Genomic DNA, 24,824 nt, shown 5'->3' on the forward strand with positions numbered 1-24,824 from the left:
CCAGCCCGTGTCGGCTCCCCACGAGTCGGCGGTGGCGACGCGGAACGCCACGTGCCCGCGCGTTCGACGGGCGGCCGTCCGGCACCGAGAATGGTGGGACGGAGCGACGGCCGTCCCCCAGAGGCCCGTCCCCCAGAGGTGGTGACCGATGCCGACGTGGCGACTGCGCGAGTTCCACGACGACGACCTGGACCAGGCCATCCAGATGTGGGACCAGGACCGTCAGGCGGACGAGACGGTGCCCGTCTTCCCCGTCTCCGAGGTCATGGCCGCGGCCCGGAGCGGCGAACCCGCCGTAGTCGCCGTCGTGGGCGACGAGCTGGTCGGCATGGCGGTGGCCCAGAGCAAGGGTGAGCGGGGCTGGATCACGTTGGTGGCGCTCGCGGCGATGTGGCGCAACCGTGGCATCGGCAGCCAGCTGATCGCCGAGGTCGAACGGCGCCTGCGGGGCAACGGGGTCCGCCGCATCAGCGCGCTCCTCGCCCCCGGCGCGACCGGCGCCAAGGCCCTGGAGAACTCCGGCTACCGCGCACGCGACGGCCTGCTCTTCTACGAGAAGGCCGAACACCTCGGCGCCAGCGACGCCGGCCTGCTGGCGGAGATCGGCGGCAGGGTGCTCCCGCGCGGACTGTGGAGCGCGCTGGCCGGGATGGAACGCGAGAAGGACGCCATCGAACGCCGGATCGTCCTTCCGCTGGCGGAACCCGCGCTGGCCGACCGCTACGGGCTCACCCCGCCCAAGGCGGTGATCCTCTTCGGTCCGCCGGGTACCGGCAAGACCAGCTTCGCCAAGGCCGTCGCCTCTCGGCTCGGCTGGCCCTTCGTGGAGCTGTTCCCCTCCCGGCTGGCCGCGGACACCGGGGGCGGCCTCGCCGCGTCGCTGCGGGACGCGTTCACCGACCTGGCCAACCTGGAGTCGGTGCTGCTCTTCATCGACGAGGTCGAGGAGATCGCGGGCGTGCGCTCCGGGCAGGCCGTCGACCCCGGGCACGGTGTCACCAACGAACTGCTCAAGCTGATCCCCGGATTCCGCGACCACGACGACCGGCTGCTGATCTGTGCGACGAACTCCGTGCGGTCGCTGGATCCGGCGTTCCTGCGGCCCGGCAGGTTCGACTACGTGATCCCGGTCGGCCCGCCCGACCGGGTCGCGCGTGAGGCGATCTGGCGGCGCTACCTCGGCCCGGCCGCAGACGACGTGGAGGTGGCGCGCCTGGTCGCCGCGAGCGAGATGTTCACGCCTGCCGACATCGAGTTCGCGGCCCGCAAGGGCGCCCACACCGCGTTCGAACGCGAGGTGGTGGAGCGCCGGGGCACGCCGGCCTCCACCGACGACTACCTGGCCGCCATCGCCGACACCCGTCCCACCCTGACCGCCCAGGCGATCACGGAGTTCCGCGAGGACATCGACCAGTACGAACGCCTCTGACCGCGGCGGCCCGCCGGGCGACCCGGGTCCGGGCCGAGCCGTCGCGCCTGGACCGTCCCCGGATCAACCATCGGCGGCGAGGCGGTTCAGCCACTCCGTCAGCAGATGCCGCTCGGCGGCGCTGAGGCTTGTCTGCTCCGGCAGCGCGGCGCGCAGGGCGCGGGCGGCGCCGGCCGGACCCGAGTCCTCCACGGCCGGCCGCCGGTTGGTGACAGCGGCGACCATGGATTCGCGAAGGGTGGTCAACAGGGCCGGATCACGCCGCTCCCGGGGCAGGGACAGCCAGGTGAGCACCGCGCCGCGCGCCGTGGCGTTGATGATCTGGGCGGCGAGTTCCTCGTCGACGCGGAGCCATCCACCGGCGGCGAGGCGCCGGATGCGGCCCCTGAGGATCTCCATGCCGGCCTTGAAGGCGGCCGAGCCGGTCCGGGTGGGCTCGGTGTACATCAGCGTGAACAACGCGGGATTGGCCAGACCGAACTCGATCGCGACGTCCCAGCCCGCCCTGAGGTCCTCGATGGGGTCCTCGGGTTCGGGATCGACGTGCTTGGTGGCGAGGAACGCGGCGAAGCCGTGCTCGACCACGGCGTTGAGCAGGCCGTCTTTGTCGCCGAAGAGCCGGTAGATGGCCGGCGGTTGCAGGCCCGCCGCGTCGGCGACCGCGCGGGTGGTGACCGCGTCGCGACCACCGCGCGTCAGCAGACCGATGGCGGCCTCGACGACCCGCTGCCGGGTCTGCTCCCGGCCCGAAGACGCGGCGGCGGACGGAGAGGCGCTGGGCGCAGGGGCGCTGGGTGTGGAGGCGGTGGCGTCGTCCCCGCTGCGTGAACGTGCTGGCATGAATCAATGCTATCGCGTTCTTGATTCCGTCGTTAATATCAGTGGTACCGTGAAAATGTTTCCAACGGAACCACGTTATCGCGACAATGGAGCGCATCATGATCATCGTTACCGGAGCCACCGGACAGCTGGGGCGTCGGGTCGTCGAGCGGTTGCTCACCCGCGTGCCGGCGGACCGGGTCGGCGTCAGCGTCCGGGACCCGCAGAAGGCGCAGGGCCTGGCCGACCAGGGGGTGCGGGTGCGTCGAGGCAGCTTCACCGACCCCGCCGGCCTCGCACACGCCTTCGAGGGCGCCTCGCAGGTACTCGTCGTCTCCGTCGACGTCATGGGCGACGAGTGCGTGCGGCAGCACCGCACGGCGATCGACGCGGCCGTCGCGGCGGGTGCCCGCCGCATCCTCTACACCAGCCAGATGGGAGCCGGCGCGACGTCGCACTTCCAGGCCTGCCGTGACCACGCCGCCACAGAGGAGGCGCTGCGCGCCAGCGGTGTGCCGTTCACCGCGCTGCGCAACGGCTTCTACGCCACCAGCGCGGCGCACTTCCTCGGCCACGCGGTGGAGTCGGGCAGGCTCGCGCTGCCCGCCGACGGGCCGGTCGCCTGGACCGCGCACGCCGACCTCGCCGAGGCGACGGCCGCCATCCTGGCCGATGAGGGCCGTTTCGAGGGACCCACACCGCCGCTGACGGGAGGTGGGACGCTGGACTTCGAGGAGATCGCCGCGATCGCGGCGAAGCTGACGGGCCGGACCATCACGAGGGTCACGGTCCCTGACGACCAGTACCGGGAGCAGATGATCGGGCAGGGCGTTCCCGCCGAATTGTCGGATCAGCTGCTCGGCATCTTTTCCGCGAGCCGCGCCGGCGAGTTCGCCACCGTCGACCCGACCCTCGCCACCCTGCTCGGCCGTGAGCCCGTCAGTACGGAGGCGGTGCTGCGCGAGCACCTGTCCGCCGGCTGACCCACGAAGACCGGGCCGCCCCAGGGTGCGGGGCGGACCACCCGCCCGCTCCCTCGGGTCGGCGGCACGTCCAGGGGCGGGAGGCGGTCAGGGAAGGTACCGCTCCAGCGCGGCCGCGCCCTTCTCCTCGATCAGCCGTCGTGCCTGCTCGATCCGCTCGGGTGTGACGTCCCGACCGGACGCCATCACCAGGTCCTCCGGGTCGAAGGGCCGTTCCGCGCCCGTGCGGAAGCGGGCCGGCCCGCCCCTGGCTGTGGACGTCTCCTCGTCCGCTGAATCCGTCATGTCGATCACCTGAATTCGGCCGGGGCCATCACCGGGATGGCGGTGTCCCTCCACGCTAGTCCCGGACTCCGTGAGCCGCACAGGAAGGTTCGCGGGCGGTCACGACCCGGCGGGCGAGGTGCGGCCGACCAGCTCCAGCAACTTCCGCAGCACCTCGTCGGCGATGTCCGCCAGGGACCGTTCCTCGCCCTCGCCGATCCACAGGGTGAACGCCGTGCCGAACACGGTCATGCCCGTCTTCGCCGCCAGCGTCGCGGACAGCTCGTCGACGCCGCGCGCCCGCAGGGATCCCGCGATGGCGGCGGCGAGGCTGCCGAGTTTGTGCGACTCGCGCTCCTGGAGCGCGGGATTGCGGTCGATCACCGACTGCCGGGTGCGCGAGTGCGGACGGCGTTCGTCGGTGAAGAACGCCGAGGCGGACCGCAGGGCACAGGCCACGACGTCGATCGGGGAGGCGTCGGCCGGAGCGGACTCCACGCCGGTGAGAAACGCCTCCCGCAGGACGTGCTGGCCGTGGAAGAGGACCTCGCGCTTGTCGGTGAAGTGCCGGAAGAACGTGCGCTCGGTCAGTCCCACGGACCGCGCGATCTCCGTAGCGGTCGTCTGTTCGTAGCCACGGGTGGCGAACAGCTCGAGTGCCGCCCTTTGCAGCCGCTCCGGAGTCCCCGGTTCCCAACGCACCATGCCGACGAGTGTAGTGATGACAGGGACTGACGTGTAGGCGTAGGGTAGGCCTCAAGGTTGATGTCAGTGACAGACATCAGCCGTTAGTGATCGCTTCGAACGGGCGCCTGCGTGCGCGGCGCCGAAAAGAGGTCTTGTCATGCGTGTATTCGTCACCGGAGCCTCCGGCTGGATCGGCACCGCGGTCGTCGGCGAGCTGCTCGCCGCGGGACACGAGGTCACCGGGCTGGCCAGGTCGCAGGCGTCCGCGGACGCGCTCCAGGCCAGGGGGGTCCGGGTGCGCCGCGGCGACCTCGACGACCTGGACGGCATCCGGGCCGGCGCCGAGGAGGCGGAGGCCGTCGTCCACCTCGCCAACAAGCACGACTTCGCGAACCAGGCCGTGAGCAACGCGGCCGAACGCGCCGCCGTCCAGACCATCGGCGACGCCCTCGAGGGCTCCGGCCGCCCCTTCCTGCTCGCGTCCGGCGTCGCCGGGCTCGCCCAGGGCAGGCCCTGTACCGAGGCCGACCCGTCCCCGTTCCACGGCCCGCAGTCCCCGCGCGGCGGCAGCGAGAACCTCGCGCTGGAGTTCGCCGACCGGGGCGTGCGCCCGGTGAGCCTGCGGTTCGCGCCGACCGTGCACGGCACCGGTGACCACGGCTTCATCGCGGTCATCGCCGAGGCGGCCCGCCGCAGGGGCGTCTCCGGCTACCCCGGTGACGGGACCAACCGCTGGGCCGCCGTGCACCGGACCGACGCCGCCCGCATGGTCGCCCTCGGCCTGGAGAAGGCGCCCGCCGGGGCCCGGCTGCACGCCGTCGCGGAAGAGGGCGTCACCACCCGCGACATCGCCGAGGCGATCGGCCGCGCCTTCGACCTGCCGGTGACCTCGGTCGACCCCGCCGACGCCGAGGACCACTTCGGATGGATCAGCGCCTTCTTCACCATGGACCTCGCGGCGACCTCGATCGAGACGCAGCGGCTCCTCGGCTGGACCCCGACCGGCCCGGGCCTCATCGAGGACATCGCCGCGGGGGCGTACGCGGCGCGCTGACGGCGGGGCACGGGCGCGCCGTGGCAGGACGGCCCGGCGCGTCCGGCCTTCGGTGAAGGCCGCAGCGCCGGCGGCCGGTTGACACACCGCCGCCGCTCGCGGAGGCGTCGTGGGTATCGCGTGGAGAAGGGGTGAGAGATCCGTCCCCGCCGCGCGGTCGCTCCTGACCCCCGGAACGGCCGCGTCTGGGCGTTCCGCCCTCGTCGGAGGCGCGGCGCGGGTGCGGGATGCTGCTTGCCAGACCCGTGTGAAGAAGGGATGGTTGCTGGAAGACAACGATCCACGTCCTACGGAAGGCGGTTGACCGGTGCGGTGGAGGCCAGCGGCCAGTGCCCGGATCTGAGCGGACGCCGGCAGATCCGGGGCGTACCCGCCCACGTCGTTCCGCGACGTGGGCCGAGGCGCCCTACCCGGTCGTCGTCGCCGACAGGGCGGGCGCGGTCGTCGAGTCCAACGACGCCGCTCTCACGCTGCTGCCCCGCCTGCGCCCCGGCGCACCGCTGGACGACACGGTCCCCGGCTGGCTCGCCGCGAGTCACGCCCGCCTGACGACACCCACCGGCGACCGCGACGACGTGCCCGCCGCCCTCCCCGGCCCCCGCGCCGGGACCGGGGAGCCGGTGGAGGGCATGGTCGGTGACCGCAGCTTCGGCGCCCATGCCACCCGGCGCGGCGACGGCGACGTGGTGTGGTGGCTGGTGGAGACCACCGACGTCCGCCTCGCCGAGGCGACCCTGGCCGAAGAACGCCGACGCACCTCCCTGCTCGCCGAGGCGTCGAACACCCTGCTGGCCTCGCTGAACCTGGAGCGCTGCACCGAGGCGACCGCGCGCCTCGCCGTCCAGCACCTCGCCGACGCGGCGATCGTCGTCGGCCCGCCGGACGGCAGGAGCCTGACGGTCACCTCCTGCGCCACCGGGCACCCGGTGACCCGGCGGCTGGTGCGCGCCGAGCCCGACATCGTTCCCGGCCTGCGCGAAGCCCTGGAAGGCTTCCCGCCGGTGCCCTCGCGGTGGATCGATCCCGCCGCCCTGCCCGACTGGGCGTCCGCCGAGGGCTTCACCGGGCCGGTCGGATCGGTCGTGGTGACACCGCTGCCCGGTCACGGCGTGTCGGCGGGAGCGCTCGTCCTGCTGCGGCACGGCGACCACGCGAGGTTCTCCCAGAGCGAGGAGGTCTTCGCCCGGCTCTTCGCCGCCCGCGCCGGGGCCGCCCTGTCGGCAGCCCGCATGTACGGCGAGCAGGCGGCGATCACCGCCACGCTCACCCGCGAACTGCTGCCGCCCACGCTGACGCAGGTGAACGGCGTCGAGTTCGCCGGCGGCTACCGGGCCGCCGCCGCGCACGAACGCGTCGGCGGCGACTTCTTCGACGTCCACGCCGGGGGCGACGCGTCCGCCGAGACCCTCGCGGTGATCGGCGACGTGTGCGGCAAGGGCCTGGACGCGGCCGTGCTGACGGGCAAGATCCGCAACACCCTGCACGCGCTGCTGCCCCTCGCCGACGACCACGAACGCCTGCTGAACCTCCTCAACGGCGCGCTCCTGACCACCGAGCACGCCCGATTCGCGACCCTCGCGCTGGCCTCCGTACGCCGCGACGGCGGCCAGGTCCTGCTGCGGCTGACCAGCGCGGGGCACCCGCCGCCGCTGCTCGTACGGGCCGACGGGCGGGTGGAGACCGCCGCCACGCACGGCACCCTGGTCGGCGCGCTGCCCACCGTGCGGGCCTCCACCGCCGAGACGGTGCTGCAACCGGGCGAGACGTGCCTGATGTTCACCGACGGCATCACCGAGGCACGCGGCGGGCCCCTGGGGGAGGAGATGTTCGGCGAGGCCCGGCTGCGAAGGGCCCTGGGCGAGTGCGCGGGACTGCCCGCCGAGGCCGTCGTCGAACGCGTCCAGATGCTCGCGACCTCCTGGGTGGACTCCCACCGGCACGACGACATGGCCGTGGTCGCCATCACCGCGCCCCGCCACGCCCACCTGAGCGCGGTCGACGGCCACACGAGAGGCAGGTACACCGCATGACCGCGCCACCCACCACCGTCGACCTGCCCGCCGTCCGGCGGGCGATGTGGCGGGCCGTGCTGGACGGCGACGCACACGGTGCCTGCGACGTGGTGTTCCCCCTGCTGGACGGCGGACTCGACGCGGAAGTCGTGCTGCTCGACGTCATCGCCAAGGTCCAGGCGAAGGTGGGCGTCGAATGGGCCGCCAACCGCGTCAGCGTCGCCCAGGAGCACGCCGCCTCCGCCGTCAACGACCGCGTCATCACCGCCGTGCTGCACCACCCGGCGGCCCGCGTCGAGGACCCCGGACGGCGGGGCCGGGTGACGGTGGCCTGCGTGGACCAGGAATGGCACGCGTTGCCCGCCCGGCTGCTCGCCGAGGTGCTGCACCTGCGCGGCTGGCGCGTCGACTTCCTCGGCGCCCAGGTCCCCACCCCGCACCTGATACGCCACGTGCACCGCACCGGTCCCCTCGCCGTCGCGCTCTCCTCGTCGATCCCCACCCGGCTGCCGGTCGCGCACGCGGCGATCAGCGCCTGCCAGGCCACCGGCGTCCCCGTCCTGGTCGGCGGCGCCGCGTTCGGGCCCGACGGCCGCTACGCACGCCAGTTCGGCGCCGACGCCTGGGCCCCCGACGCCCGTGAGGCCGCCGGTATCCTCGAGCGGGGCCTGCCGCCCACCGGGATGGAGACCGCACGGCAGGCCATCGAGGACCTCCCGCACCTGGGCGACCAGGAGTTCACCATGGTCGTGGGCACCGCACGGCAACTGGTGAAGCAGACCATGGTGGACCTGGAGGACCGCATACCGGCCCTGCGCGCCTACACCGAGGAGCAACGCCACCACACCGCCGAGGACATCGCCCACCTCGTCGACTTCCTCGCGGCCTCCCTCTACACCGACGACCCGGAGTTGTTCACCCGGTTCATCACGTGGATGGCGTCGATCCTCACCGCGCGCGGCGTACCCGCCACCGTGCTGCGCCCCACACTGGACCTGCTGGGCGGTCAACTGCGCGACTTCCCCAGGGCCGGCCACCACGTCGAACGCGCCCGCCGGGCCCTCACCACCGCCGCCCCCGCCCCCGCCACCTCCGGATCGCAGGACGCCGTATGACCGAGCTCAGCCCCTTCAGCGTCACCGTCCGCCGGCCGCAGCCAGGAACGACGACGCTGCACGTCCACGGCGACCTGGACTACGAGACCTGCGACGAACTCCTCGACACCGCCACCCGCCACCTTCCCGGATGTCGCGAACTCCGACTGGACTGCGCCGAGTTGGCCTTCTGCGACTCGATGGGCCTGTCCTGCCTGCTGCTCCTGCACAGGCGGGCCGCGGCCGACGGGACCCGTCTGCACCTGGACAACAGATCCGACGCGTTCGACCGCCTGCTGCGGCTCACAGGCGTCCTGGGCCACCTCACCGCGGCCCGCGCCGACGCGACCGGCACCCGGGTCCCCCTCGACAACAGCTGAACGCCGCCGACGCGGCGTCACGCCCGGCGCCGACGTGCCGGGCGTGGAAGGATGGACCATCGTGAGTGGCGAAATGGATGTGGTGAGCGGGGGAATCGCCGACGGGCGGTTCGTGGTCCGTGTGGTGGGGGAGATCGACGCGGACTGCTGCGAGGCGTTCGGGACGGCGCTGGACCAGGCGCTCACCGCGGACGCCGACCGCACCGTGGTGGACGTCTCGCGCACGGAGTTCGCCGACTCCATGTTCCTGCACCTGCTGCTCGACGCCCAACGCCGTCACCGCCAGGCCGGGCGACGGCTGCTGATCGCCGGGCCGTTCACCCCGGTCGTGCAGCGGTTGCTCGAAGTCACCGGGACCGACTCCTTCTTCACCCTGGCCCCCTCGATCGGCGAGGCGTGAGCAAGGCCTCACTGATCCCAACACCTCGTGCGCCCTGATGAGTTGAGTGGGCGGTCGAGCCGCCGCGGGGCTTCCTGGCCGTCGGTCGCGTCACGAAACGCATTGAGGGGCCGCCACCGGGTAACCGTGCGTCATGAGACGCAGGACGAGGGAGACGGCGGCCCGGCTGGTCGCGGGGTGCGGGAGCTTGCCGGAGCGACTCGGGCGGCTGGACCGGCAGGCCTTCCGGGAAGTGGCGCGACGCCGCTGGCCCGGTGCGGAACAGGTGCTGCCACGGCTGAGCCGCAGCGCCAACCACGGTGTGCTGTGGCTCGGCACCGCCGTGGGTGTCGCCGCTCTGTCGGGCCGCACCGGACGCCGCGCCGCGCTGCGCGGCGCCGGATCCCTCGCCGTCGCCTCCACGGTCGTCAACACCATGGCCAAGTGGTCGGTGCGCCGCGCCCGGCCCGCGCTGACCGACGTGCCCGCCGTGCGCAGGCTGCGCCGCCAGCCCGCCACCACCTCCTTCCCCTCCGGCCACGCCGCGTCCGCCGCCGCGTTCGCGTTCGGCGTGGCCCTGGAGGAGCCGCGATGGGGGGTGCTGATCGCCCCGGTCGCCGCGTCCGTGGCGTTCTCCCGCGTCTACACCGGGGTGCACTACCCCAGCGACGTGCTCGCCGGGGCGGCCGTCGGCGTGGCCGCCGCGCTCGTCGTGCGGCGCGCCTTTCCCGTTCCGCGCAGGGTGGCGCCCCCGGCCGCCGACGCGCCCGCCCTGGCCGACGGCGACGGGCTCACCGTCGTCGTCAACCACGCCTCCGGCGTCCCGGCCGTCCTCACCTCGCCCGCCGACTGCCTGCGTTCCGCACTGCCGAAGGCCGAGGTGGTGGACGCCACCGAGGACGACGACTTCGGCACGCTCGTGGAGAAGGCGGCCCGGCAGGCGGCGGAACGCGGCGGTGCGCTCGGGGTGTGGGGCGGCGACGGCAGCGTGAACCGCGCCGCGGCCGCCGCCGCGCGCTGCGGCGTGCCGCTCGCGGTCTTCCCCGGCGGCACCTACAACCACCTCGCCGCCGACCTGGGCGTGCAGAGCCTGGCGCAGACAGTCGCCGCGGTGTGCGCGGGACAGGCGGCACACATCGACGTCGCGCGCTTCACCGGATCCGACGGCACGGCCGTCCCGTACCTCAACACCTTCAGCATCGGCGCCTACCCGGAGCTGGTGCGACTGCGGGAACGCTGGGCGCGCCGGGTGGGCAGCTGGCCCGCCGGTCTGCTCGCCGCCGCGCACGTCCTGCGCACCTCCCGGCCCGTTCCCCTGGTGATCGACGGCCGGCAGCGGGAGGTCTGGCTGCTCTTCGCGGGCAACTGCGCGTACCCGGGCGCGGGCCTGGCCCCCTCGCACCGCCGGGACCTGGCCGACGGACGGCTCGACGTGCGCGTCGTGGAAGGCGGCACGTTCGCCAGGACCAGGCTGCTGGCCGCCGCGCTCACCGGGGCGCTGCACCGCTCGCCGTTCTACCGGGCCCGCACCGCCACGTCCCTGCGCGTCAGCGGCATCCCGCGCGGCACGCACCTGGCCTACGACGGCGAGGTGACGACGGCGCCGGAGCACACGACGCTCACGAAGGCCCCGGAACCACTCGTCGTCTACCGTCCACCCGGGCCCCCGGCCGAACGGCGCGCGCGTACCACCGGAGGTGCGCGGTGAACGCCCTGGACGCCGTGACGCGGCACGGCGGCCGCCGCGTCCGGATGCCGTCCGCGCGGACCGGCCGCACCTGGTGGGCGGCGCTGCGCCGCACCCCCGTCACGGCGTGGAACGACAACGTGACCGACTGGGCGGCGTCCCTCACGTACTACGCGGTCCTCGCGCTCTTCCCGGTCATGCTGGTCGTCGTCTCCGTCATCGGGCTGTCCATGCCGCACGCGACGCCCGACGTGGTCCGGCAGGTCACCGGCCTTTTCCCGGCCCAGTCGCGCGGACTGGTGAGCGCGGTGCTGGACCAGCTCACGCAGCAACGCTCCACCGCCTGGGTGCTCGTGGGAGTGGGAGGTGTCAGCTCCCTGTGGTCCGGCTCCAGTTACCTCGCCGTCTTCCGCCGGGCGCTGCACGCGATCCACCACCAGAGCGCGGCCCGTCCCGTGCGGCAGACCGCGGTGCGCATCCTGCTGACCGCCTTCGCCCTGCTGGCCCTGCTGCTCGGCAGCGCCGTCGCCCTGCTGCTGACCGGCGGCCTGGCGCGGGTGCTGGGCCGCCTGCTGCACATCGGCCAGGCACCGATGGCGGCGTGGGCCGCGCTGCGCTGGCCGGCGATGCTGGGCATCGCGGTGGTGCTGGTGCTCGTCCTCTACCGCTCCGGTCCGCGCGACTCCCGCCCGGTGCGGCGGATGGCGCCGGGCGGCACACTCGCGGTGGCGCTGCTGCTGGTCGTCTCGTTCGGCTTCAGCCTCTATGCCGCCCACGTGACCACGTACCACCGGCTGTACGGTTCTCTGGCAGGATTCGTGCTCTTCCTGATCTGGCTGTGGCTGTCCAACCTCGCCCTGCTGCTCGGGGCGCTGTTCAACGCGGAACTGGCCAGGGCGGGCGCCGGGCGTGGCGCGGCATGGCGTTCCCTGGCGGGCTGACGGTCGGGGAGGGCCGGGGCCCGCTCTACCGGCGGGCGCCGCGGGCTTCGGGAAAGGGGCGCACACGGATCCCGGGAGGGCGTAAGGTGACCGCGAGTGACGCGAGGGGTGGTGTGAGGTGACAGCTGTCGGTCCGGAACGCAGCAGCCCGTCACCGTGGGTGTCCACCCTGGGGGACGAGTCGGCTCCGCCGCGCACGGCGGCCCAGGCCCGCGCACACGTACGCGCGCTGCTGACCGCCCACGAACGCGCCACCGGGGTCCTGGTGGCCGCCCGCGCCCACGCCGACGCCCTCCTGGTGATCTCCGAACTCGTGACCAACGCGCTGCGGCACGGCGGTGGCATGACGGCGTTCAGCGCCCGCGTCACCGACGACGCCCTGCTGGAGGTCGTCGTCACGGACGGCTCGCCGAACCGGCCCGCCATCTCGGCGCAGGCCGCCCTGCTCAGCGGTGGCGGCGGCCTGGGGTGGCCGCTGATCTGCCGGCTGGCGACCCGGGTGACGCTGACCGCGACCGCGCAGGGCGGCAAGGACATCCGCGTCCTGCTTCCGCTGGAGTGACCCCGGGGCCCGTTCCGTGAGACGCGAGGAGCGGGTCGCGGCTCAGGTGGCCTCATGTCCGGCGGGGGGCCCGGGCCGGTTGTCGTCCTGGTGCGTGGTGCGCTGGACGACGACCGCCGCCGCGTCGTCGCCGAGCCGCCCGTTGACGTACGCGAGCACGTCGTCGCGCAGGCGGTGCACGAAGGCCTTGGGGGAGTGCAGACCGTCCGGCGCCCAGGTGCCCAGTCGTTCGGTCAGCGGATAGAACGTGCCGGTGCCGTCCCTCGCCTCGGTGATGCCGTCGGTGTAGAGCACGAGATGGTCGCCCGGACCGAACGGGAACTCCAGGACGTCGACCGGCCCGCGCGAGGTCAGGCCGCACAGCCCCAGCGGAGGTGTGGCGGTCGCGACGAGCGGCACGGCCCGCCCGTCGTGCAGCAGGACCGGCGGCGGATGACCGCAGCTGACCAGCCGGGCCACCGGCGCGTCGTCCGGGACGTCGAGGAAGGCCGCGGTGATGAACACCTCGCCCCGGCGGTCGGCCTCGGCGGGATCGTTGAGGTTCCAGCAGACGCTGGACTCCAGATAGCCGACCAGCTCGTCCAGACTCGCCTCGCGGTGCGCCGCCGCCCGGAAGGCGCCCAGCAGCAGGGACGAGTCCCCTATGGCGGTCAGTCCCTTTCCCATCACGTCGCCGATGACGAGCCGGGTGCCGGTGCGGGTGCGCACCGCCGCGTACAGGTCGCCGCCGATCTGCGCCTGCCGGTGCGCCGCGAGGTAGAACGAGGCGAGGCGCAGCGGGCCCGCGCGGGGCGGCAGCGGACGCAGGACGGCCTCCTGCGCGGCCGCCGACACCGACCGGACCTCCGCCAGCTCCCGCCCGTGCCGCTCGCGCAGCACGCTGAAGACGACCAGCAGCGCGGAGATGACCACGAGCGCGGCGATCTGGGCCTGGACGTTGCGCGTGTCCAGCACGTCGCGGGCGACTCCTATGGCGACCTGGGCGGCGATGGAGGCCGCCCCCATCACCGCCACTGTCCTGGGCCCCGCGAACGAGGCGGTCACGGCCGGGGCCGTGATCAGCAGCGGGCCGAGGTGGATGTCCATCGGAGCCAGCACGTCGGCCGCCACGACGGCGGCGATGATCCCCAGGGGGATGAGCAGCAGGGCGTCACCTGCCCGCACTCCCCGGTTGCGCAGCCACCTCAACGGCATGTCCCATACGTACCCCATGCGTGCCCGCGGCGCATGTGTCCGCGGCCCACCGCGGCTCCCGGCGGCCGCAGGAGGCGCCGGGATCCGCGATGGGCCACCGCGGGAACGGGTCAGCCGGAGGTGGTGACGATCGCCGGGTCGCTGGTGCTGGGCGCGCCCGTCTCCACGTGCCCGGCGAAGCGGCGCACGTAGGTGGAATCGCTGCTCAGGGTCACGGACACGTCGTACCAGCGGTTGGCCGCGGCCACGCCCCACCCGGTGACGGTCTGCGACCCGCCCGCGGCCACGGTGTAGCGGTAGGACTTCGTCGGGGCGTACGCGTCGGTGGCGGTGAAGGTCACGGACGCGCTGCCCGGGTTGCTGAACGTGAGCGTGACGTGGCCGGTGGAGGCGTCGTGGCGGGCGGTCACCTCGGGGCCCAGCGCACCCACCTTTCCGGCGAGGTGACGCAGGAAGCCGTTGGGCCCGAGGACGGAGAAGTCGTAGGGGGAGGTGCTGCCCGAGGGCAGCGCCCAGGTGTCGGTGAGCGACTTGCCCGCCTCGACGGTGTACGGCCACGGCCCGTCGGAGCGCACCGCGGAGGTCACGTGGAACGCCGCCCCCGCCGCGCCGAGGCTCGCGAAGGTGAACTGCATCCGTCCGTTGACCGGCTTGGTGTCCACCGCCAGGTCGTACGGCAGCGCGCGGGCGTTGCGCTTGCCCGGCTCCTGCGCGGGCAGCGTGGGGTTCGCCGGCGGTGTGGGCACGTAGTCGCCGTGCCGGTCGTGGTCCGGCGGCACGTAGGCGCCGGTGCCGGGCAGTGAGGGCGCGGTGTCGTCGGACGTGGAGAAGTCCAGCGCGGCCGTCAGGTCCCCGCAGATCGCGCGCCGCCACGCGGAGACGTTGGGGTTGCGCACGCCGAAGCGCTTCTCGACGAACTGGACGATCGAGGTGTGGTCGAAGGTCTGCGAGCACACCCAGCCGCCGGTGCTCCACGGCGACAGCACCAGCATCGGCACCCGCGGCCCGAGCCCGTAAGGCCCCGCCGCGTAGCCGGAGTTCCCGGCGAAGATCTCACCGGCCACGCTCGCCGTCGACAGCCCCTGGGCCGCCGAGGCGGGCGGGAACGGCGACACCACGTGGTCGAAGAAGCCGTCGTTCTCGTCGTAGGTGAGGAACAGCACCGTGCGGCTCCACACGTCCGGGTCCGCGGTGAGCGCGTCGAGGACCTGGGAGACGTACCAGGCGCCGTAGTTGGCAGGCCAGTTGGGGTGCTCGCAGAACGCCTCGGGCGCCGCGATCCACGACACCTGGGGCAGCTTGCCGCCGAGCACGTCCGCCTTGAGCTGGTCGAAGTACCCGTCCCCGGCCGAGGCGTTGGTGCCGGTGCGGGCGTTGTCGTAGAGCGGGTTGCCCGCGGTGGCGTTGCGGTACTGGTCGAAGTAGAGCAGCGAGTTGTCGCCGTAGTTGCCGATGTAGGCGTCGTCGGTCCAGCCCCAGTCGCCCGAGGAGTCCAGGCCGGTGCCGATGTCCTGGTAGACCTTCCACGAGACGCCCGCCTTCGTGAGGACCTCCGGGAAGGTGGTCCAGGAGTAGCCGGCCTCCTCGTTGCCCAGCACCGGGCCGCCGCCGCTGCCGTCGTTGCCCGCGTAACCGGTGTACATGTAGTAGCGGTTGGGGTCGGTGGAGCTGAGCATCGAGCAGTGGTAGGCGTCGCAGATGGTGAACGCGTCGGCCAGGGCGTAGTGGTAAGGGATGTCCTGCCGGGTGAGGTAGGCCATCGTCGTGGTGCTCTTGGCCGGGATCCAGTTGTTCCACTTGCCCTGGTTCCAGGCGCTGTGCGTGCCGGCCCAGCTGTGGTCGAGGTCCTGGATGAACTTCAGGCCCAACGCGTCGGCGTCCGGGCGGAACGGCAGCGTGGTGTGGCCGCTGTCGTCCTCCTGGTACCACACCGGCTTGCCGCTGGGCAGGGTGAGCGGACGCGGATCGCCGAAGCCCCGGACGCCGTTCAGCGTGCCGAAGTAGTGGTCGAACGAACGGTTCTCCTGCATGAGGATCACGACGTGCTGGACATCGTCGATCGTGCCGCTGACGGTCGCGGGCCGGATGGCGGCGGCCTTCGCGATGCCGCCGGAGAGCACGGACGCGGCGGCGGTGCCACCGGCGAGTTGGAGGAACCTTCGACGGTTCACGTCTGCCACGGCTGGATCTCCTGACGGTCCGGTGGGGCGGCCCGAGGCGGGCATGACGAGCGGTGCGCACTGCTGCGCACAACTCGCGAATTCATGTCATGACCGCGCAAGATGACGCGCACATGATGGGGAGAGCGCCGACACGGTGTCAATCCCTCATGAATGCCCGGTGTCCGCCGAGGCGTCGGTCGGCGACCGGCGTGGAAACGGTCGGCGTGATCCTGTGGGACGGTCAATGTGCTCCTTCGGGACCGAAGCCGGACGGCCGGCGCGGGGCGATCCCGCGTCGGCCGTCCGGTGCGTCGCTCGGCGCCCCAGGAGCCGGGCTCAGAGGGTGGCGGTGCAGTCCAGCGCGCTGGAACAGTCGCTGAAGATGCTGATGTGGCTGGTCATGGTGGTGATCGCCATGCCCTCCTCCTCGCCGGTGACGGTCTCGGGGAGGTTCTGCAGAGCCAGGATGGCGTTCATCGGGCTTTCCTTTCCGTTGGAGATGCGGTGGACGTGGTGTTTCCGTGGTGCGTCCCGGCTGGGTGCCGGGTGCCGGTCACGTGCGCCTCGGGGGTCCGTGCGCGTGACCGGCGGTCCTGAGGGGCCGTCAGCGGCCCGGATCACACCGCCGCGACAGCCGCGACGGCGGCGCGGTGCGTGTCGGCGGACGGCGCCTGGGCCGTCGGCGGCGGGACGGTGAACAGGCTCGCCGTCGGCCCGTCCAGCACCCGGGCCAGAGCCAGCAGCACGCCCGCGCCGCCGGAGGCCAGGTCCGCCTGGTAGCGGGTCTGCAACGAGCCGAGGACGCGCAGCCCGGTGGGGTGCCGCACGGCGTACTTGGCCAGCCCGGTCGCCACCCGCAGCGCCGCGCGCCGGTCGGCGTCCCGCCCGGTCAGCTCGGCGTGCTCGGCCAGCGCGTACGCCCAGCCCGCCACGCCCGCGTAGAGCCCGGGCTCCATCGAGCAGGTCAGACGGCACACCCGCAGCACCCCGGGGAGCGCCAGCGCGCTGCGTTCGTCGCCGTCGGCGGCCAGTCGGCCCAGCGCGGTCGCGACACCGGCCGCGCCGGTCGCCAGGTGCGGCATGATGCGCGTGCCGTCACTGAACCGCAGCCCTTCCGGACCGTCCCCGTCACCCGTGGCCTTGTCCAACTCGGCGTGGACCAGCCGGACCGCGGCCCGCGTGTAGCGCTCCTCGCCGGTGACCGCGCCCAGGGAGTGCAGGAACAGCGCCGTACCCGACAGCCCCGCCGCGAGCCCCGGCACGCCCGCGCCCGCCAGCGCCGCGGCGCCGTCGTCGCGCAGGATCGCGTCACCGATGCGCGCGGCGGCCTCCAGCGCGCCGTCGTGGCCGTCGCGCAGCGCGAGGTGGGCCAGGCCGATGCCCGCCGCGCCGGTGGCCAGCTGGGCGGAGGCGTCGGCCAGCGGATGGGCCAGCGCCGCGCCCAGCAGGTGCCCCGCCTCCTCACGCAGGCCCGACTCGTCCAGCACCCACGCGATCCCGGCGCTGCCCGTCTGCAACCCCGGCGTCAGTTCACCGACGCGGGACAGCGCGTCGTTCCGCAACCGGTCCAGCACCGCGTCCGGTACGTCCGTGCCCGACCGGCGCAGCGCGTACACCACACCGGCGGTGCCGTGCTCCACGCAGAGGGTGTTGAAGGAGTAGGCGCGCGGTGAGGGCGGGAAGACCCAGTCGGGCCCGTCCGGTCTGGCCATCGCGAGCAGTCCCGCCGTCAGGCCCTCCCGCAGCCGGGTCAGCGCCTGTTCGGGCCGCTCGTCGAGGTCGGCGGCGGTCGGCAGTTCGTATGCGGACGGCCCGAGGTCGCCCTGGCCCCTGCCGTGGTGCCGCGTCGCCTGCCGCCACAGCGACTCGGGCACGGGCGTGTCGCGGGCGACGTCCCTGCGGTACAGCTCCAGGCGGCCACGCGGATCGCGTTCCAGCGGCTGGTGCAGCGGGAACAACGCGCACAGCGCGAGCCCCGCGAAGCCGTAGTCGTCCGGGTCTACGCCCGACTCGGCCACTTTCGGCGGCGGCGTGTATCCCGGCGTGCCGAGCGGCGAGGGCGGCTGGTCGCGCTCGGTGACGGTCTCGAAGTCGATGAGGCGGACCGTGAGGTCACCCTGCACCAGGACGTTGTTGTGGCTGACGTCGCCGAAGCGCAGGCCGATCTCGTGCAGCCGCCGCAGGTCCGCGCCGAGCAGCGACAGGACGCGTTCGACGTCCGCGAAGTACGCGGCGTGCCGCTCGGGCTCCATGTCCAGCCAGCCCACCGTGGTGTTCGCGGCGACCCACTTGAGGAACCCGGTGCCGGGCACGAACTCGGTCACCAGGAAGTCGTGGTCCCACACCGTGAAGTGGGCGACCGGCTCGGGGCACAGGCCCGGCGCCGCGGCGTGCACGCGCCGCAAGATCTGCCACTCGCGCCGCAGCCGGTCGCGGGACTCGGTGCCGTCGCCGATCAGCCCGTTGTGCGGCCGGGCCTCCTTGACGAAGACCTGCGCGCCGGTGCTGGTGTCGGTGGCCCGGTAGGTGCCGCCGCCGTTGCTGTGCCGGATGACCTCGGTCACCTGGAAGCGTCCGTCCAGCAGGACCGGCCCGGTGTGCGGCTGAGGCGGCGGCGCGAACGGGTCCTCGATCCCGGGCGGCAGAACGAACTCGGTCGACCGCACGTCCACCTGGTCCTCGCCGTGGCCGTCGCGCACCAGGTGCACCGACGTGCCGTCCGCCTGGACGCGCTTGCGCGACCGGTAGGCGCCGTAGCGGTAGTGGACGACCTCGCTGTCCCCGAAGCGGCGGTCGGTCAGGACGTACGGGCCGCTCTCGCCCTTCAACTCCCGCGCCAGCCGCTCCATCAGCCGCCGCGCGGTGGCGACGTCCGGCGGGTACAGGGCGCAGAACTTCCCGGCCTGGGCGCGGGAGGCGTGCTTGTGGTGGAACGCGCCGTAGAACAGCGGCGCCGCGAGGTGCTTGAAGACCACGCCCTCCGCGAAGCACGCCGCGGCCACCGTGTCCAGGGTGAAGGCGAGGCGTTCCCGGGTGGTGGAGACGTGCACCTTCCAGCCCTGATCGGGCAGGACCACGCCGTCGGGCCGCCAGTAGGCCCACACCCCCTCGCGGGTACCGGTCCAGCCGGCGGGCACGTCGTGCGGCGCGTAGCCCTCACCGGGATCGGGGGCCCGCTCCACCGGAACGTAGAACTCCCGGTCCGCCAAGGTCAGCCAGTACGCGAACACCCTGCGTGCCCTCCCCAACGACGCGGCCCCCGGGCCACCCGCACCGGGCGGCCCGCTTCGACACCGCAGACGCTACGGAGGGCAGGGCGGCCCAAGTAGCCACCCGTTCGGGGGGCTTGCCGGGGGTGCGGCGGCGCGGTTGGCTGACACGCGCCGCCGCTCACCGGCTCACGGCACGCCGAGACCGTCCTCGCGCACCCGGCACGCGAGGTCGATCTTGGTGTACGCGGGCCGCCCCGCCTGCCGGTACTTCGCCTTGACCCGGTCCAGGTAGTCCTTGGCGGTGTTGGGCGTGATGCCCGCGCGACGGGCGGCGGCCTTGAGCGTCAGTCCCGACGCGTAGTCCCGCAGGACCTGCAACTCGCGCGGCGACAGACGGGGCCGCTCCGGGCGGTCGTCGTGCGCGCAGGCGAACGCCATCTCCGGCGAGACCGCGGTGCCCCCGGCCGCGACCTCCTCGACGGCGGCGACCAGCGCCGGCAGGTCGTTGTCCTTGGTGACGTAGCCGTCCGCGCCCGCCGAGATCGCGGCCACGATCCGGGCGCGGTCCGGCACCGTGCTGATGACCAGCACCCGGCACCCGGCGTCCGCCAGCGCCCGGATGTTCGCCTCCGGGGCCGAACCGTCGCGCAACAACAGGTCGAGCAGCACGACGTCCGGTGGTTCGGCATGGCCGCCGAGCAACTCGGGCACGGTGGCGGTCGAGCCGGTCAGCCGCAGGCCCTCCCGCCCCGACAGCCAGGTGCGCATCCCGTCGCGCAGCATCCGGTCGTCGTCCACCACCGCCACCGTGATCACCGCGGCCACCTCAGTTCCACCCGCACGCCCTCGCCCGGCGCGCTCTCCAGCGTCGCGAGGCCGCCGACCTCCGCCAGCCGCCCGTGCACCGAGCGCCGCAACCCCAGCCCGGGGTCCACCCGGTCCGGCGCGAAGCCCGCGCCGCGGTCCACCACCGTGACGAGCACACCGTCCCCGTCCCCGGTGGCCGTCAGGTAGGCGCGGTTCGTCCCGGCGTGCCGGCGCACGTTGTTGAGCGCCTCGGTCACCGCGTCGGCGAGCGCGGCCGACACCTCGGGCGACAGTCGCGGGATCGCGTGGTACTGCGCCGTCACCCGGAGGTTCAGCGACTCGGCCGAGCGCACCGCGTCCTCCAGCGCGGCGCCCAGTGGCAGCGGACGCCCGTCCCGCTCCGACGTGCGCTGGATCAGCCGCCGCAGGTAGGCCGCCTCGCGGGCGCACCGCTCGCGCACCTGGGGCGTGCTCGCGTCGACCCCGCCCGCGATCGCCGTCAGCGTGGCGAGCACGGTGTCGTGCAGGGCCCGGTGGTGGTCGAGCCGCTCGGCGTACCGCGCGCGCCTCGCCTCGGCTTCGAGCGCCCGCGCGTTGGCGGCGTCCAGCAGCCTGCCCTGTCGGCTCAGGTACCACCAGAAGACCCAGGCCAGGACCGCCGACGACACCAGCGAGATGAGGTGGCCGCCGATGACCACCGAGGCGGCCGAGGCGTACCGGTAGGCAGTCAGGTGGGCCACCGCCAGCAGCCCCACCGCGCCGACCACCCACCAGCCCTCCAGCGAGACCGCGGCCACGGCGCTGGAGGAGGTGCCGAGCAGCACCGGCCAGTCCCCGGGCGTCGACAGCGCGCTGCCACCCCAGGCGTACGCAACGAACGGTGTCAGGCACCCGACGACCACCACGTCCAGCCACACCAACGGGACGCTGAACTCCCGTCTGCGCACCGCCGTCCCGTACACCGTCACGCTGGAGGCCAGGGCCGCCCCGAGCGCCAACCAGGCGGCGGGACGGTCCCGTTGGTGCTGGAGGACGGTGAACAGGCCCACCACGATGTGGCTCGACCGGTACATCACCGTCGCCAGGATCATGAAGGAACGCGCCCTGTCGACCCCCGACGCCGCCCTCACCACGTCACTCCCGTGCCCACACGTACCTCCCCGCAGGACGCGGCCGTGCCCCCGGCGCCTCCCCAGGGCGGAACACGGCCGCTCACGACGTGGCGCATGATAGTTCGCGGTGCTCGCGTTCCCCAGGCGAATCCCGAACGGTCCGACGTGTGGCGCGACAGCGGGATTCCGCGCTCGACGGAGGGTGGTTGACGGTACGTCAGTTCGGTGTCAGGGAGAGGTGACGGGACAGCAGCTGGGTGTGCTCCCTGGAGTCGTCGTGAGTGCGGAGTTCACACCCCGGATCGTGTGTCGAGCCACGGCAGTTCATGGGCCTGGTAACGGTAGGAGCGGAACACCGCGTTCGGCTCGGCCGGGAACAGGCCGCGCACCTCGCTCTCCTGGTACGCGCCGAAGTGCGGCACCACGTACTCCCAGCAGACCAGCCCGTCGCGGGTCACTTCGAAGAGGCGCCCCGATGGCGAGTCGGTGACGAGGGTGTTGCCGTTGGGGAGCCGCTGTGCGCTGCCCATGAACGGCGCGAAGAACGCCTCGCGGGCCGGGTCGTGGTACTCCCAGGTGATCTCGCCGCCGGCCCGGTCGATCTCGATCACACGGGAGAACGGCACGTCGCACCCCGGCCGGAACACCCCGTTGTCGAAGACCAGCAGCCTCCCGTCCGGCAGTTCGGTCGGGCAGTGCTGTTGGGAGACGCTCCCGGGCGCGCTGCGCCACAGGATCTCACCGGTCGCCCGGCTGATCACCACGACCGCGGAGACGCTGCGCAGACTGGCCAGGACGTTGCCGTCGGCGAGCGGCGAGACGCTGTTGACCAACGGCCAGTGCTCGCGCGAGTAGGCCGGGTGCAGCGCGAACTCGGCGCGATCGAGGTGTTCGGACGCCCGCCAGCTCCAGGTGGTCCGGCCCTCGGCGTCGACCTCCCTGATGGTGTCGGCCCACACCGTCCCGTCCGCTTCCGACCCGTGCACTCCGCCACGCACCGCTGCCGCCTCCGGCCCGCGCAGCGGCTCCAGCGCCGTGTAGAGGATGCGCCCGTCGCCGTGGTGATGGGCGTCGTGGTGCTGGAGCGGGTCGCGGTACTCGCTGAGGATCGTGCCGTCCGGCGCGACGGTGAGCATCACGCCACCGCGGTACTTGTGCCACATCGGGAAGAGCGCCTGCTGCCCGGGGAGCACGCCGTTGTACGCGAGGACGCCGCCCGGCAGGACGCGGGCGTGCCGTCCCGGCCGGTACGGCAGCTTCCACCGGTGGACCTCCCTGCCGCGCAGGTCGACGAGGTGGACGTCACCCGGCCCGGTGAGTGGCGCGAAGAGCGTCCAGCCGGGGGAGGCCAGGTCCTCGTCGAGGGCGATGAGCCCGGTACCCCGTCGACGACGGGTGTTCTGGTCGACCGCGGACATGCCGTTCTCCGATCCCCGCCGCACGGCGGCTCTGCCTGTCAAACTTTGTTTGATAGAGGTGAAGCAGGTTTGACAGTAGTCGTCGTGTGTGTCGGCACTGTGAACCGCGTGCGAAGCGGTGCGTAGGCTGGCCGGGCCCGTCGGGAGGCGCGCGGCGAAGGAGAGGGTGGACGGTGACGGACGACGCGATGACGCCACGGCTCGGCGACGGCATCCGGCGCAGGCGGCGGGCCCTGGACCTCACGCTGGCGCAAGTGGCGCGCCGCGCCGCCCTGTCCGTGCCGTTCCTGAGTCAGGTGGAGAACGGCCGCGCGCGCCCGAGCATGCGTTCCCTCCAGTCGATCGCCGACGCGCTCGGCACCACCGCGGTCCAGTTGATGGCCGCCGCCGAGGAAGCGCGGCGGGTGGACGTCGTGCGCGCCGACGACGACCCGGGGCTCGCGGGCACCGGCGAGGCCCGGGTGCGTCCGCTGGTGCGCGGCCACCACGCCCTGCACGCGCTGGAGTTCACCGGGCCGCACGACACGGACCGCGTCTTCGCGCACCGCAACGACGAGATCCTCTACGTGGCCGACGGCGCGGCGGAGGTGCGGGCGGAAGGCGTCACGCACCGGCTGGGCCGCGGCGACACCCTGTACGTGGCGGGTGGAGTGCCGCACACCTGGACCGCGTTGGAGGCCGGTACGCGCGTCCTGCTGGTCGCCGTCGGCGACCACGTGGAGGTCACCGCCGATCCACACCGCTGACCCGGCGCTCCTGAGGCATGGCGTGAGCGGGAGAGCCGCCCGAGGGCGGCCTCCCGCTCACGCCTGCGAAGCCGCCGGCTCCTGCGGCTCCGTGATCGCGTAGCCCGGCACGGACGGCCAGCGCACGGTCAGCACGACCGACTCCTCCTCCGCGACCCAGGAGTGGTCGACCCCGTGCCCCCAGACGACGTAGTCGCCCTGACGGGACAACAGGACGCTGCGGCCGGGCAGTTCGACGCGGAAGCGGCCGCTGATCAACACGAGGAGTGCGGTGCGGCGCTCGCCCCGTACCCACGCGGCCCTGGTGTCGCCGGGCGGGTGGACGCCCCACTTGATCTCCACCGCCTCGCTGTGCCGGGGGTCGCCCACTTCCTTGAAGTGCCCGAGCAGCCAGCCCCGGTCCAGCGGCGCGTCCACGCCCGCGTTCCCCACGTACACACTGTCGTCGTTCATGCGTGAGGACGCTAACAGCCGTCATGGGGAGAGGCCGTGGCAGCCCGGGCCGAACGGGCTAGTCCGAGATGTCCACGTGCATGGTGAACGTCCGGCCGGCGATCTCCACGAGCAGGTTCCCCTGGACGCCGCGAACCGCCAACGTGGCGCCCACGTTGCCCTTCCCCGCCTTCTTCTTGTCCTGCGGCGGGAAGCTGTGGAAATTGGTGAACACACCATCGCCGGTGGCGTACTGACCCGCCACGTCCCAGTCCTCGCGCAGCTGGGCGTACTTGGCGCTCGTCATCGCCTTCGACAGGCCGAGGTTGACCCGCCGGCCTCCCACATACGCGTCGGCGCACTGCTGGAGGATGGTCGGGACCAGCGTCTTCGACAGCTCCTCGGCCTGTTCCACCAGCGAGAGCAGGCCGTCCTCGTCGCCGTCCAGCGTGCTCTTGCGCTTGGTCCTGGCGGCCTCCGTGAGCAGTTCCACCTGGTCCGCGTCGATGGTGCGGTACGCCTCGTCGTAGCCGTACTTGCGGTCGCACGCGATGCGGACGGTGGTGGCCCACCGGTCGCCGCCTATCCACTCGCGGTCCAGTCCGCTCGCCTCGCAGTACGCGGCGAGGTCCTCCTCGGCCTCCGCCGCGTCCTTGGCGTACGTCCCCTTGGGCATGGCTCCCCCTCGTCCCGAAACCGCCGTACCGCGCCGTCGCGGACGGCGGGCTCCACCGTGCCACCCGGGGCTGAGCCGTGTCAGCCGTTTCCGTGTATTCCGTACGTGTGGGACAGATGAGGCGTCCGGCTCGAAACGGACGGCCCTTTCAGCGTCAAGAGATCGTCAAGGCGATGGCATCGCGCATAGAGGAACCGTCAAAAGGCGGCGGAGCGCACGGCGGGTGGGGTGGAATCGGGGACACGGAAGGGCCCGGGGCCGGGCATCAGGGCAGGGCGCCGGAAAGTGGGGTCCGGGCCCCGGGCCCTTCCACCGCGCGACGGCAGGACGGCCAGGGGCACGGCATCCGTCGCCGGCCGGGTCAGCCGGTGCTGGTGATGCTCTCGGCCTCGATCACGTAGACGACCCGCTCCTCGTCCCGTCCGCCGTACCACGGGTACGGCTTGCCCAGGTACTTCCGCGCGAGCGCCTCGATGTGGTCGACCGCGCCGTCGGTCGTGACGTCGAGCACCCGCCCGCGGATCTGCACGTACCGTGACGGGTTGTCAGGATCCGACACCGCGACGGCGATACGGGGGTCGCGTGTGACGTTCCGCGTCTTCACGTGCGTACGCACGCTGTTGACCAGCACGTGCTCGCCATCGGTGTCGACCCATGTCTGCGTGAGCTGGGGCGACCCGTCCGGCATCACGGTGGCGACATAGCAGGTGCTCGGCCGGCGCAGCAGGTCGAGCACGTGATCGGGGAGTTCCATGGCGTTCTCCGCATGCGGTC

24 protein-coding genes are annotated in these 24,824 nt (G+C 73.1%); 11 read left to right on the forward strand and 13 right to left on the reverse strand.

The window, feature by feature from the left end:
* Positions 1 to 148: 148 nt before the first annotated feature.
* A complete protein-coding gene (locus K7472_RS11040) occupies positions 149 to 1,429 on the forward strand; it encodes an ATP-binding protein (RefSeq protein ID WP_222976682.1) in 1,281 nt (426 codons plus the stop codon).
* A gap of 63 nt (positions 1,430 to 1,492) precedes the next feature.
* On the opposite strand, the gene K7472_RS11045 is transcribed toward K7472_RS11040, so the two are convergent.
* Positions 1,493 to 2,269 carry a TetR/AcrR family transcriptional regulator gene (locus K7472_RS11045; protein ID WP_222976684.1) on the reverse strand — a complete coding sequence of 259 codons (777 nt, stop codon included), beginning with the start codon at positions 2,267 to 2,269 and terminating at the stop codon, positions 1,493 to 1,495.
* Between the two features lie 98 nt (positions 2,270 to 2,367).
* On the opposite strand from K7472_RS11045, the gene K7472_RS11050 reads away from it, so the two are divergent.
* Positions 2,368 to 3,231, forward strand: coding sequence for an SDR family oxidoreductase (locus K7472_RS11050; RefSeq protein WP_222976697.1), 864 nt, complete (start codon positions 2,368 to 2,370; stop codon positions 3,229 to 3,231).
* A gap of 87 nt (positions 3,232 to 3,318) precedes the next feature.
* Here K7472_RS11050 and K7472_RS11055 read toward each other — a convergent pair whose 3' ends face one another.
* Positions 3,319 to 3,516: a hypothetical protein gene (locus tag K7472_RS11055; RefSeq protein WP_222976699.1), complete on the reverse strand. Its 198-nt coding sequence runs from the start codon at positions 3,514 to 3,516 to the stop codon at positions 3,319 to 3,321.
* A gap of 99 nt (positions 3,517 to 3,615) precedes the next feature.
* Positions 3,616 to 4,200, reverse strand: coding sequence for a TetR/AcrR family transcriptional regulator (locus K7472_RS11060; RefSeq protein ID WP_222976701.1), 585 nt, complete (start codon positions 4,198 to 4,200; stop codon positions 3,616 to 3,618).
* 139 nt (positions 4,201 to 4,339) lie between these two features.
* On the opposite strand from K7472_RS11060, the gene K7472_RS11065 reads away from it, so the two are divergent.
* The 8 genes from K7472_RS11065 to K7472_RS11100 all read left to right on the forward strand — a co-directional run bounded on the left by K7472_RS11065 (position 4,340) and on the right by K7472_RS11100 (position 12,291).
* Positions 4,340 to 5,236 carry an SDR family oxidoreductase gene (locus tag K7472_RS11065; RefSeq protein ID WP_222976703.1) on the forward strand — a complete coding sequence of 299 codons (897 nt, stop codon included), beginning with the start codon at positions 4,340 to 4,342 and terminating at the stop codon, positions 5,234 to 5,236.
* A 329-nt stretch (positions 5,237 to 5,565) separates the two neighbouring features.
* Positions 5,566 to 7,266 carry a PP2C family protein-serine/threonine phosphatase gene (locus tag K7472_RS11070; protein ID WP_222976705.1) on the forward strand — a complete coding sequence of 567 codons (1,701 nt, stop codon included), beginning with the start codon at positions 5,566 to 5,568 and terminating at the stop codon, positions 7,264 to 7,266.
* On the forward strand, positions 7,263 to 8,363 hold the full coding sequence (locus tag K7472_RS11075) for a cobalamin B12-binding domain-containing protein (protein ID WP_222976707.1): 1,101 nt from the start codon (positions 7,263 to 7,265) through the stop codon (positions 8,361 to 8,363). The genes K7472_RS11070 and K7472_RS11075 overlap by 4 nt, the downstream gene beginning before the upstream one ends.
* Positions 8,360 to 8,722, forward strand: a complete 363-nt coding sequence (locus K7472_RS11080) for an STAS domain-containing protein (protein WP_222976709.1) — start codon at positions 8,360 to 8,362, stop codon at positions 8,720 to 8,722. Before K7472_RS11075 ends, K7472_RS11080 begins: the two co-directional genes overlap by 4 nt.
* A gap of 61 nt (positions 8,723 to 8,783) precedes the next feature.
* Complete coding sequence (locus K7472_RS11085) at positions 8,784 to 9,122, forward strand: STAS domain-containing protein (RefSeq protein ID WP_308013855.1); 339 nt, start codon at positions 8,784 to 8,786, stop codon at positions 9,120 to 9,122.
* 133 nt (positions 9,123 to 9,255) lie between these two features.
* Entirely contained in the window at positions 9,256 to 10,809 is a 1,554-nt protein-coding gene (locus tag K7472_RS11090; RefSeq protein ID WP_252395385.1) for a bifunctional phosphatase PAP2/diacylglycerol kinase family protein, read from the forward strand.
* Positions 10,806 to 11,729, forward strand: a complete 924-nt coding sequence (locus tag K7472_RS11095; protein ID WP_308013856.1) for a YihY/virulence factor BrkB family protein — start codon at positions 10,806 to 10,808, stop codon at positions 11,727 to 11,729. The genes K7472_RS11090 and K7472_RS11095 overlap by 4 nt, the downstream gene beginning before the upstream one ends.
* 118 nt (positions 11,730 to 11,847) lie before the next feature.
* The gene (locus K7472_RS11100) at positions 11,848 to 12,291 is read left to right on the forward strand and encodes an ATP-binding protein (protein ID WP_308013857.1); all 444 of its coding nucleotides are present in this window, start codon (positions 11,848 to 11,850) and stop codon (positions 12,289 to 12,291) included.
* A 42-nt stretch (positions 12,292 to 12,333) separates the two neighbouring features.
* Here K7472_RS11100 and K7472_RS11105 read toward each other — a convergent pair whose 3' ends face one another.
* The 7 genes from K7472_RS11105 to K7472_RS11135 all read right to left on the reverse strand — a co-directional run bounded on the left by K7472_RS11105 (position 12,334) and on the right by K7472_RS11135 (position 22,196).
* The gene (locus K7472_RS11105; protein ID WP_222976711.1) at positions 12,334 to 13,485 is read right to left on the reverse strand and encodes a PP2C family protein-serine/threonine phosphatase; all 1,152 of its coding nucleotides are present in this window, start codon (positions 13,483 to 13,485) and stop codon (positions 12,334 to 12,336) included.
* 110 nt (positions 13,486 to 13,595) lie between these two features.
* Positions 13,596 to 15,665, reverse strand: a complete 2,070-nt coding sequence (locus tag K7472_RS11110) for a phosphocholine-specific phospholipase C (protein ID WP_222976713.1) — start codon at positions 15,663 to 15,665, stop codon at positions 13,596 to 13,598.
* 318 nt (positions 15,666 to 15,983) lie between these two features.
* Complete coding sequence (locus K7472_RS11115; RefSeq protein ID WP_222976715.1) at positions 15,984 to 16,124, reverse strand: class III lanthipeptide; 141 nt, start codon at positions 16,122 to 16,124, stop codon at positions 15,984 to 15,986.
* A 140-nt stretch (positions 16,125 to 16,264) separates the two neighbouring features.
* Positions 16,265 to 18,877 (reverse strand): class III lanthionine synthetase LanKC, encoded by a 2,613-nt coding sequence (gene lanKC / locus K7472_RS11120; RefSeq protein WP_222976717.1) that lies wholly within the window; start codon positions 18,875 to 18,877, stop codon positions 16,265 to 16,267.
* A 168-nt stretch (positions 18,878 to 19,045) separates the two neighbouring features.
* Positions 19,046 to 19,684 (reverse strand): response regulator, encoded by a 639-nt coding sequence (locus K7472_RS33420; protein WP_222976719.1) that lies wholly within the window; start codon positions 19,682 to 19,684, stop codon positions 19,046 to 19,048.
* A complete protein-coding gene (locus K7472_RS11130; RefSeq protein ID WP_222976721.1) occupies positions 19,672 to 20,757 on the reverse strand; it encodes a sensor histidine kinase in 1,086 nt (361 codons plus the stop codon). Before K7472_RS11130 ends, K7472_RS33420 begins: the two co-directional genes overlap by 13 nt.
* 311 nt (positions 20,758 to 21,068) lie before the next feature.
* A complete protein-coding gene (locus K7472_RS11135; RefSeq protein ID WP_222976723.1) occupies positions 21,069 to 22,196 on the reverse strand; it encodes an aryl-sulfate sulfotransferase in 1,128 nt (375 codons plus the stop codon).
* 188 nt (positions 22,197 to 22,384) lie between these two features.
* Here K7472_RS11135 and K7472_RS11140 point away from each other — a divergent pair, with 188 nt between their 5' ends.
* Positions 22,385 to 22,942, forward strand: coding sequence for a helix-turn-helix domain-containing protein (locus tag K7472_RS11140; RefSeq protein ID WP_222976861.1), 558 nt, complete (start codon positions 22,385 to 22,387; stop codon positions 22,940 to 22,942).
* A gap of 57 nt (positions 22,943 to 22,999) precedes the next feature.
* Here K7472_RS11140 and K7472_RS11145 read toward each other — a convergent pair whose 3' ends face one another.
* From K7472_RS11145 to K7472_RS11155, 3 genes are all read right to left on the reverse strand, one after another.
* Complete coding sequence (locus K7472_RS11145; RefSeq protein ID WP_222976725.1) at positions 23,000 to 23,395, reverse strand: cupin domain-containing protein; 396 nt, start codon at positions 23,393 to 23,395, stop codon at positions 23,000 to 23,002.
* Between the two features lie 58 nt (positions 23,396 to 23,453).
* The gene (locus tag K7472_RS11150; protein WP_222976727.1) at positions 23,454 to 24,050 is read right to left on the reverse strand and encodes a hypothetical protein; all 597 of its coding nucleotides are present in this window, start codon (positions 24,048 to 24,050) and stop codon (positions 23,454 to 23,456) included.
* Between the two features lie 361 nt (positions 24,051 to 24,411).
* On the reverse strand, positions 24,412 to 24,804 hold the full coding sequence (locus K7472_RS11155; RefSeq protein WP_222976729.1) for a PPOX class F420-dependent oxidoreductase: 393 nt from the start codon (positions 24,802 to 24,804) through the stop codon (positions 24,412 to 24,414).
* Between the last annotated feature and the right edge of the window lie 20 nt (positions 24,805 to 24,824).

The sequence above is a fragment of the Streptantibioticus parmotrematis genome, assembly GCF_019890615.1.
In the GTDB taxonomy this organism is placed as follows: Bacteria; Actinomycetota; Actinomycetes; order Streptomycetales; family Streptomycetaceae; genus Streptantibioticus_D; species Streptantibioticus_D parmotrematis.

Excerpts from the sequence above, each read along its gene's own strand:
- K7472_RS11040 (WP_222976682.1), top strand. The coding sequence starts at position 149 with ATGCCGACGTGGCGACTGCGCGAGTTCCACGACGACGACCTGGACCAG.
- K7472_RS11045 (WP_222976684.1), bottom strand. The coding sequence starts at position 2,269 with ATGCCAGCACGTTCACGCAGCGGGGACGACGCCACCGCCTCCACACCC.
- K7472_RS11050 (WP_222976697.1), top strand. The coding sequence starts at position 2,368 with ATGATCATCGTTACCGGAGCCACCGGACAGCTGGGGCGTCGGGTCGTC.
- K7472_RS11055 (WP_222976699.1), bottom strand. The coding sequence starts at position 3,516 with ATGACGGATTCAGCGGACGAGGAGACGTCCACAGCCAGGGGCGGGCCG.
- K7472_RS11060 (WP_222976701.1), bottom strand. The coding sequence starts at position 4,200 with ATGGTGCGTTGGGAACCGGGGACTCCGGAGCGGCTGCAAAGGGCGGCA.
- K7472_RS11065 (WP_222976703.1), top strand. The coding sequence starts at position 4,340 with ATGCGTGTATTCGTCACCGGAGCCTCCGGCTGGATCGGCACCGCGGTC.
- K7472_RS11075 (WP_222976707.1), top strand. The coding sequence starts at position 7,263 with ATGACCGCGCCACCCACCACCGTCGACCTGCCCGCCGTCCGGCGGGCG.
- K7472_RS11080 (WP_222976709.1), top strand. The coding sequence starts at position 8,360 with ATGACCGAGCTCAGCCCCTTCAGCGTCACCGTCCGCCGGCCGCAGCCA.
- K7472_RS11090 (WP_252395385.1), top strand. The coding sequence starts at position 9,256 with ATGAGACGCAGGACGAGGGAGACGGCGGCCCGGCTGGTCGCGGGGTGC.
- K7472_RS11105 (WP_222976711.1), bottom strand. The coding sequence starts at position 13,485 with ATGCCGTTGAGGTGGCTGCGCAACCGGGGAGTGCGGGCAGGTGACGCC.
- K7472_RS11115 (WP_222976715.1), bottom strand. The coding sequence starts at position 16,124 with ATGAACGCCATCCTGGCTCTGCAGAACCTCCCCGAGACCGTCACCGGC.
- K7472_RS11130 (WP_222976721.1), bottom strand. The coding sequence starts at position 20,757 with ATGATCCTGGCGACGGTGATGTACCGGTCGAGCCACATCGTGGTGGGC.
- K7472_RS11135 (WP_222976723.1), bottom strand. The coding sequence starts at position 22,196 with ATGTCCGCGGTCGACCAGAACACCCGTCGTCGACGGGGTACCGGGCTC.
- K7472_RS11140 (WP_222976861.1), top strand. The coding sequence starts at position 22,385 with ATGACGCCACGGCTCGGCGACGGCATCCGGCGCAGGCGGCGGGCCCTG.
- K7472_RS11145 (WP_222976725.1), bottom strand. The coding sequence starts at position 23,395 with ATGAACGACGACAGTGTGTACGTGGGGAACGCGGGCGTGGACGCGCCG.
- K7472_RS11150 (WP_222976727.1), bottom strand. The coding sequence starts at position 24,050 with ATGCCCAAGGGGACGTACGCCAAGGACGCGGCGGAGGCCGAGGAGGAC.
- K7472_RS11155 (WP_222976729.1), bottom strand. The coding sequence starts at position 24,804 with ATGGAACTCCCCGATCACGTGCTCGACCTGCTGCGCCGGCCGAGCACC.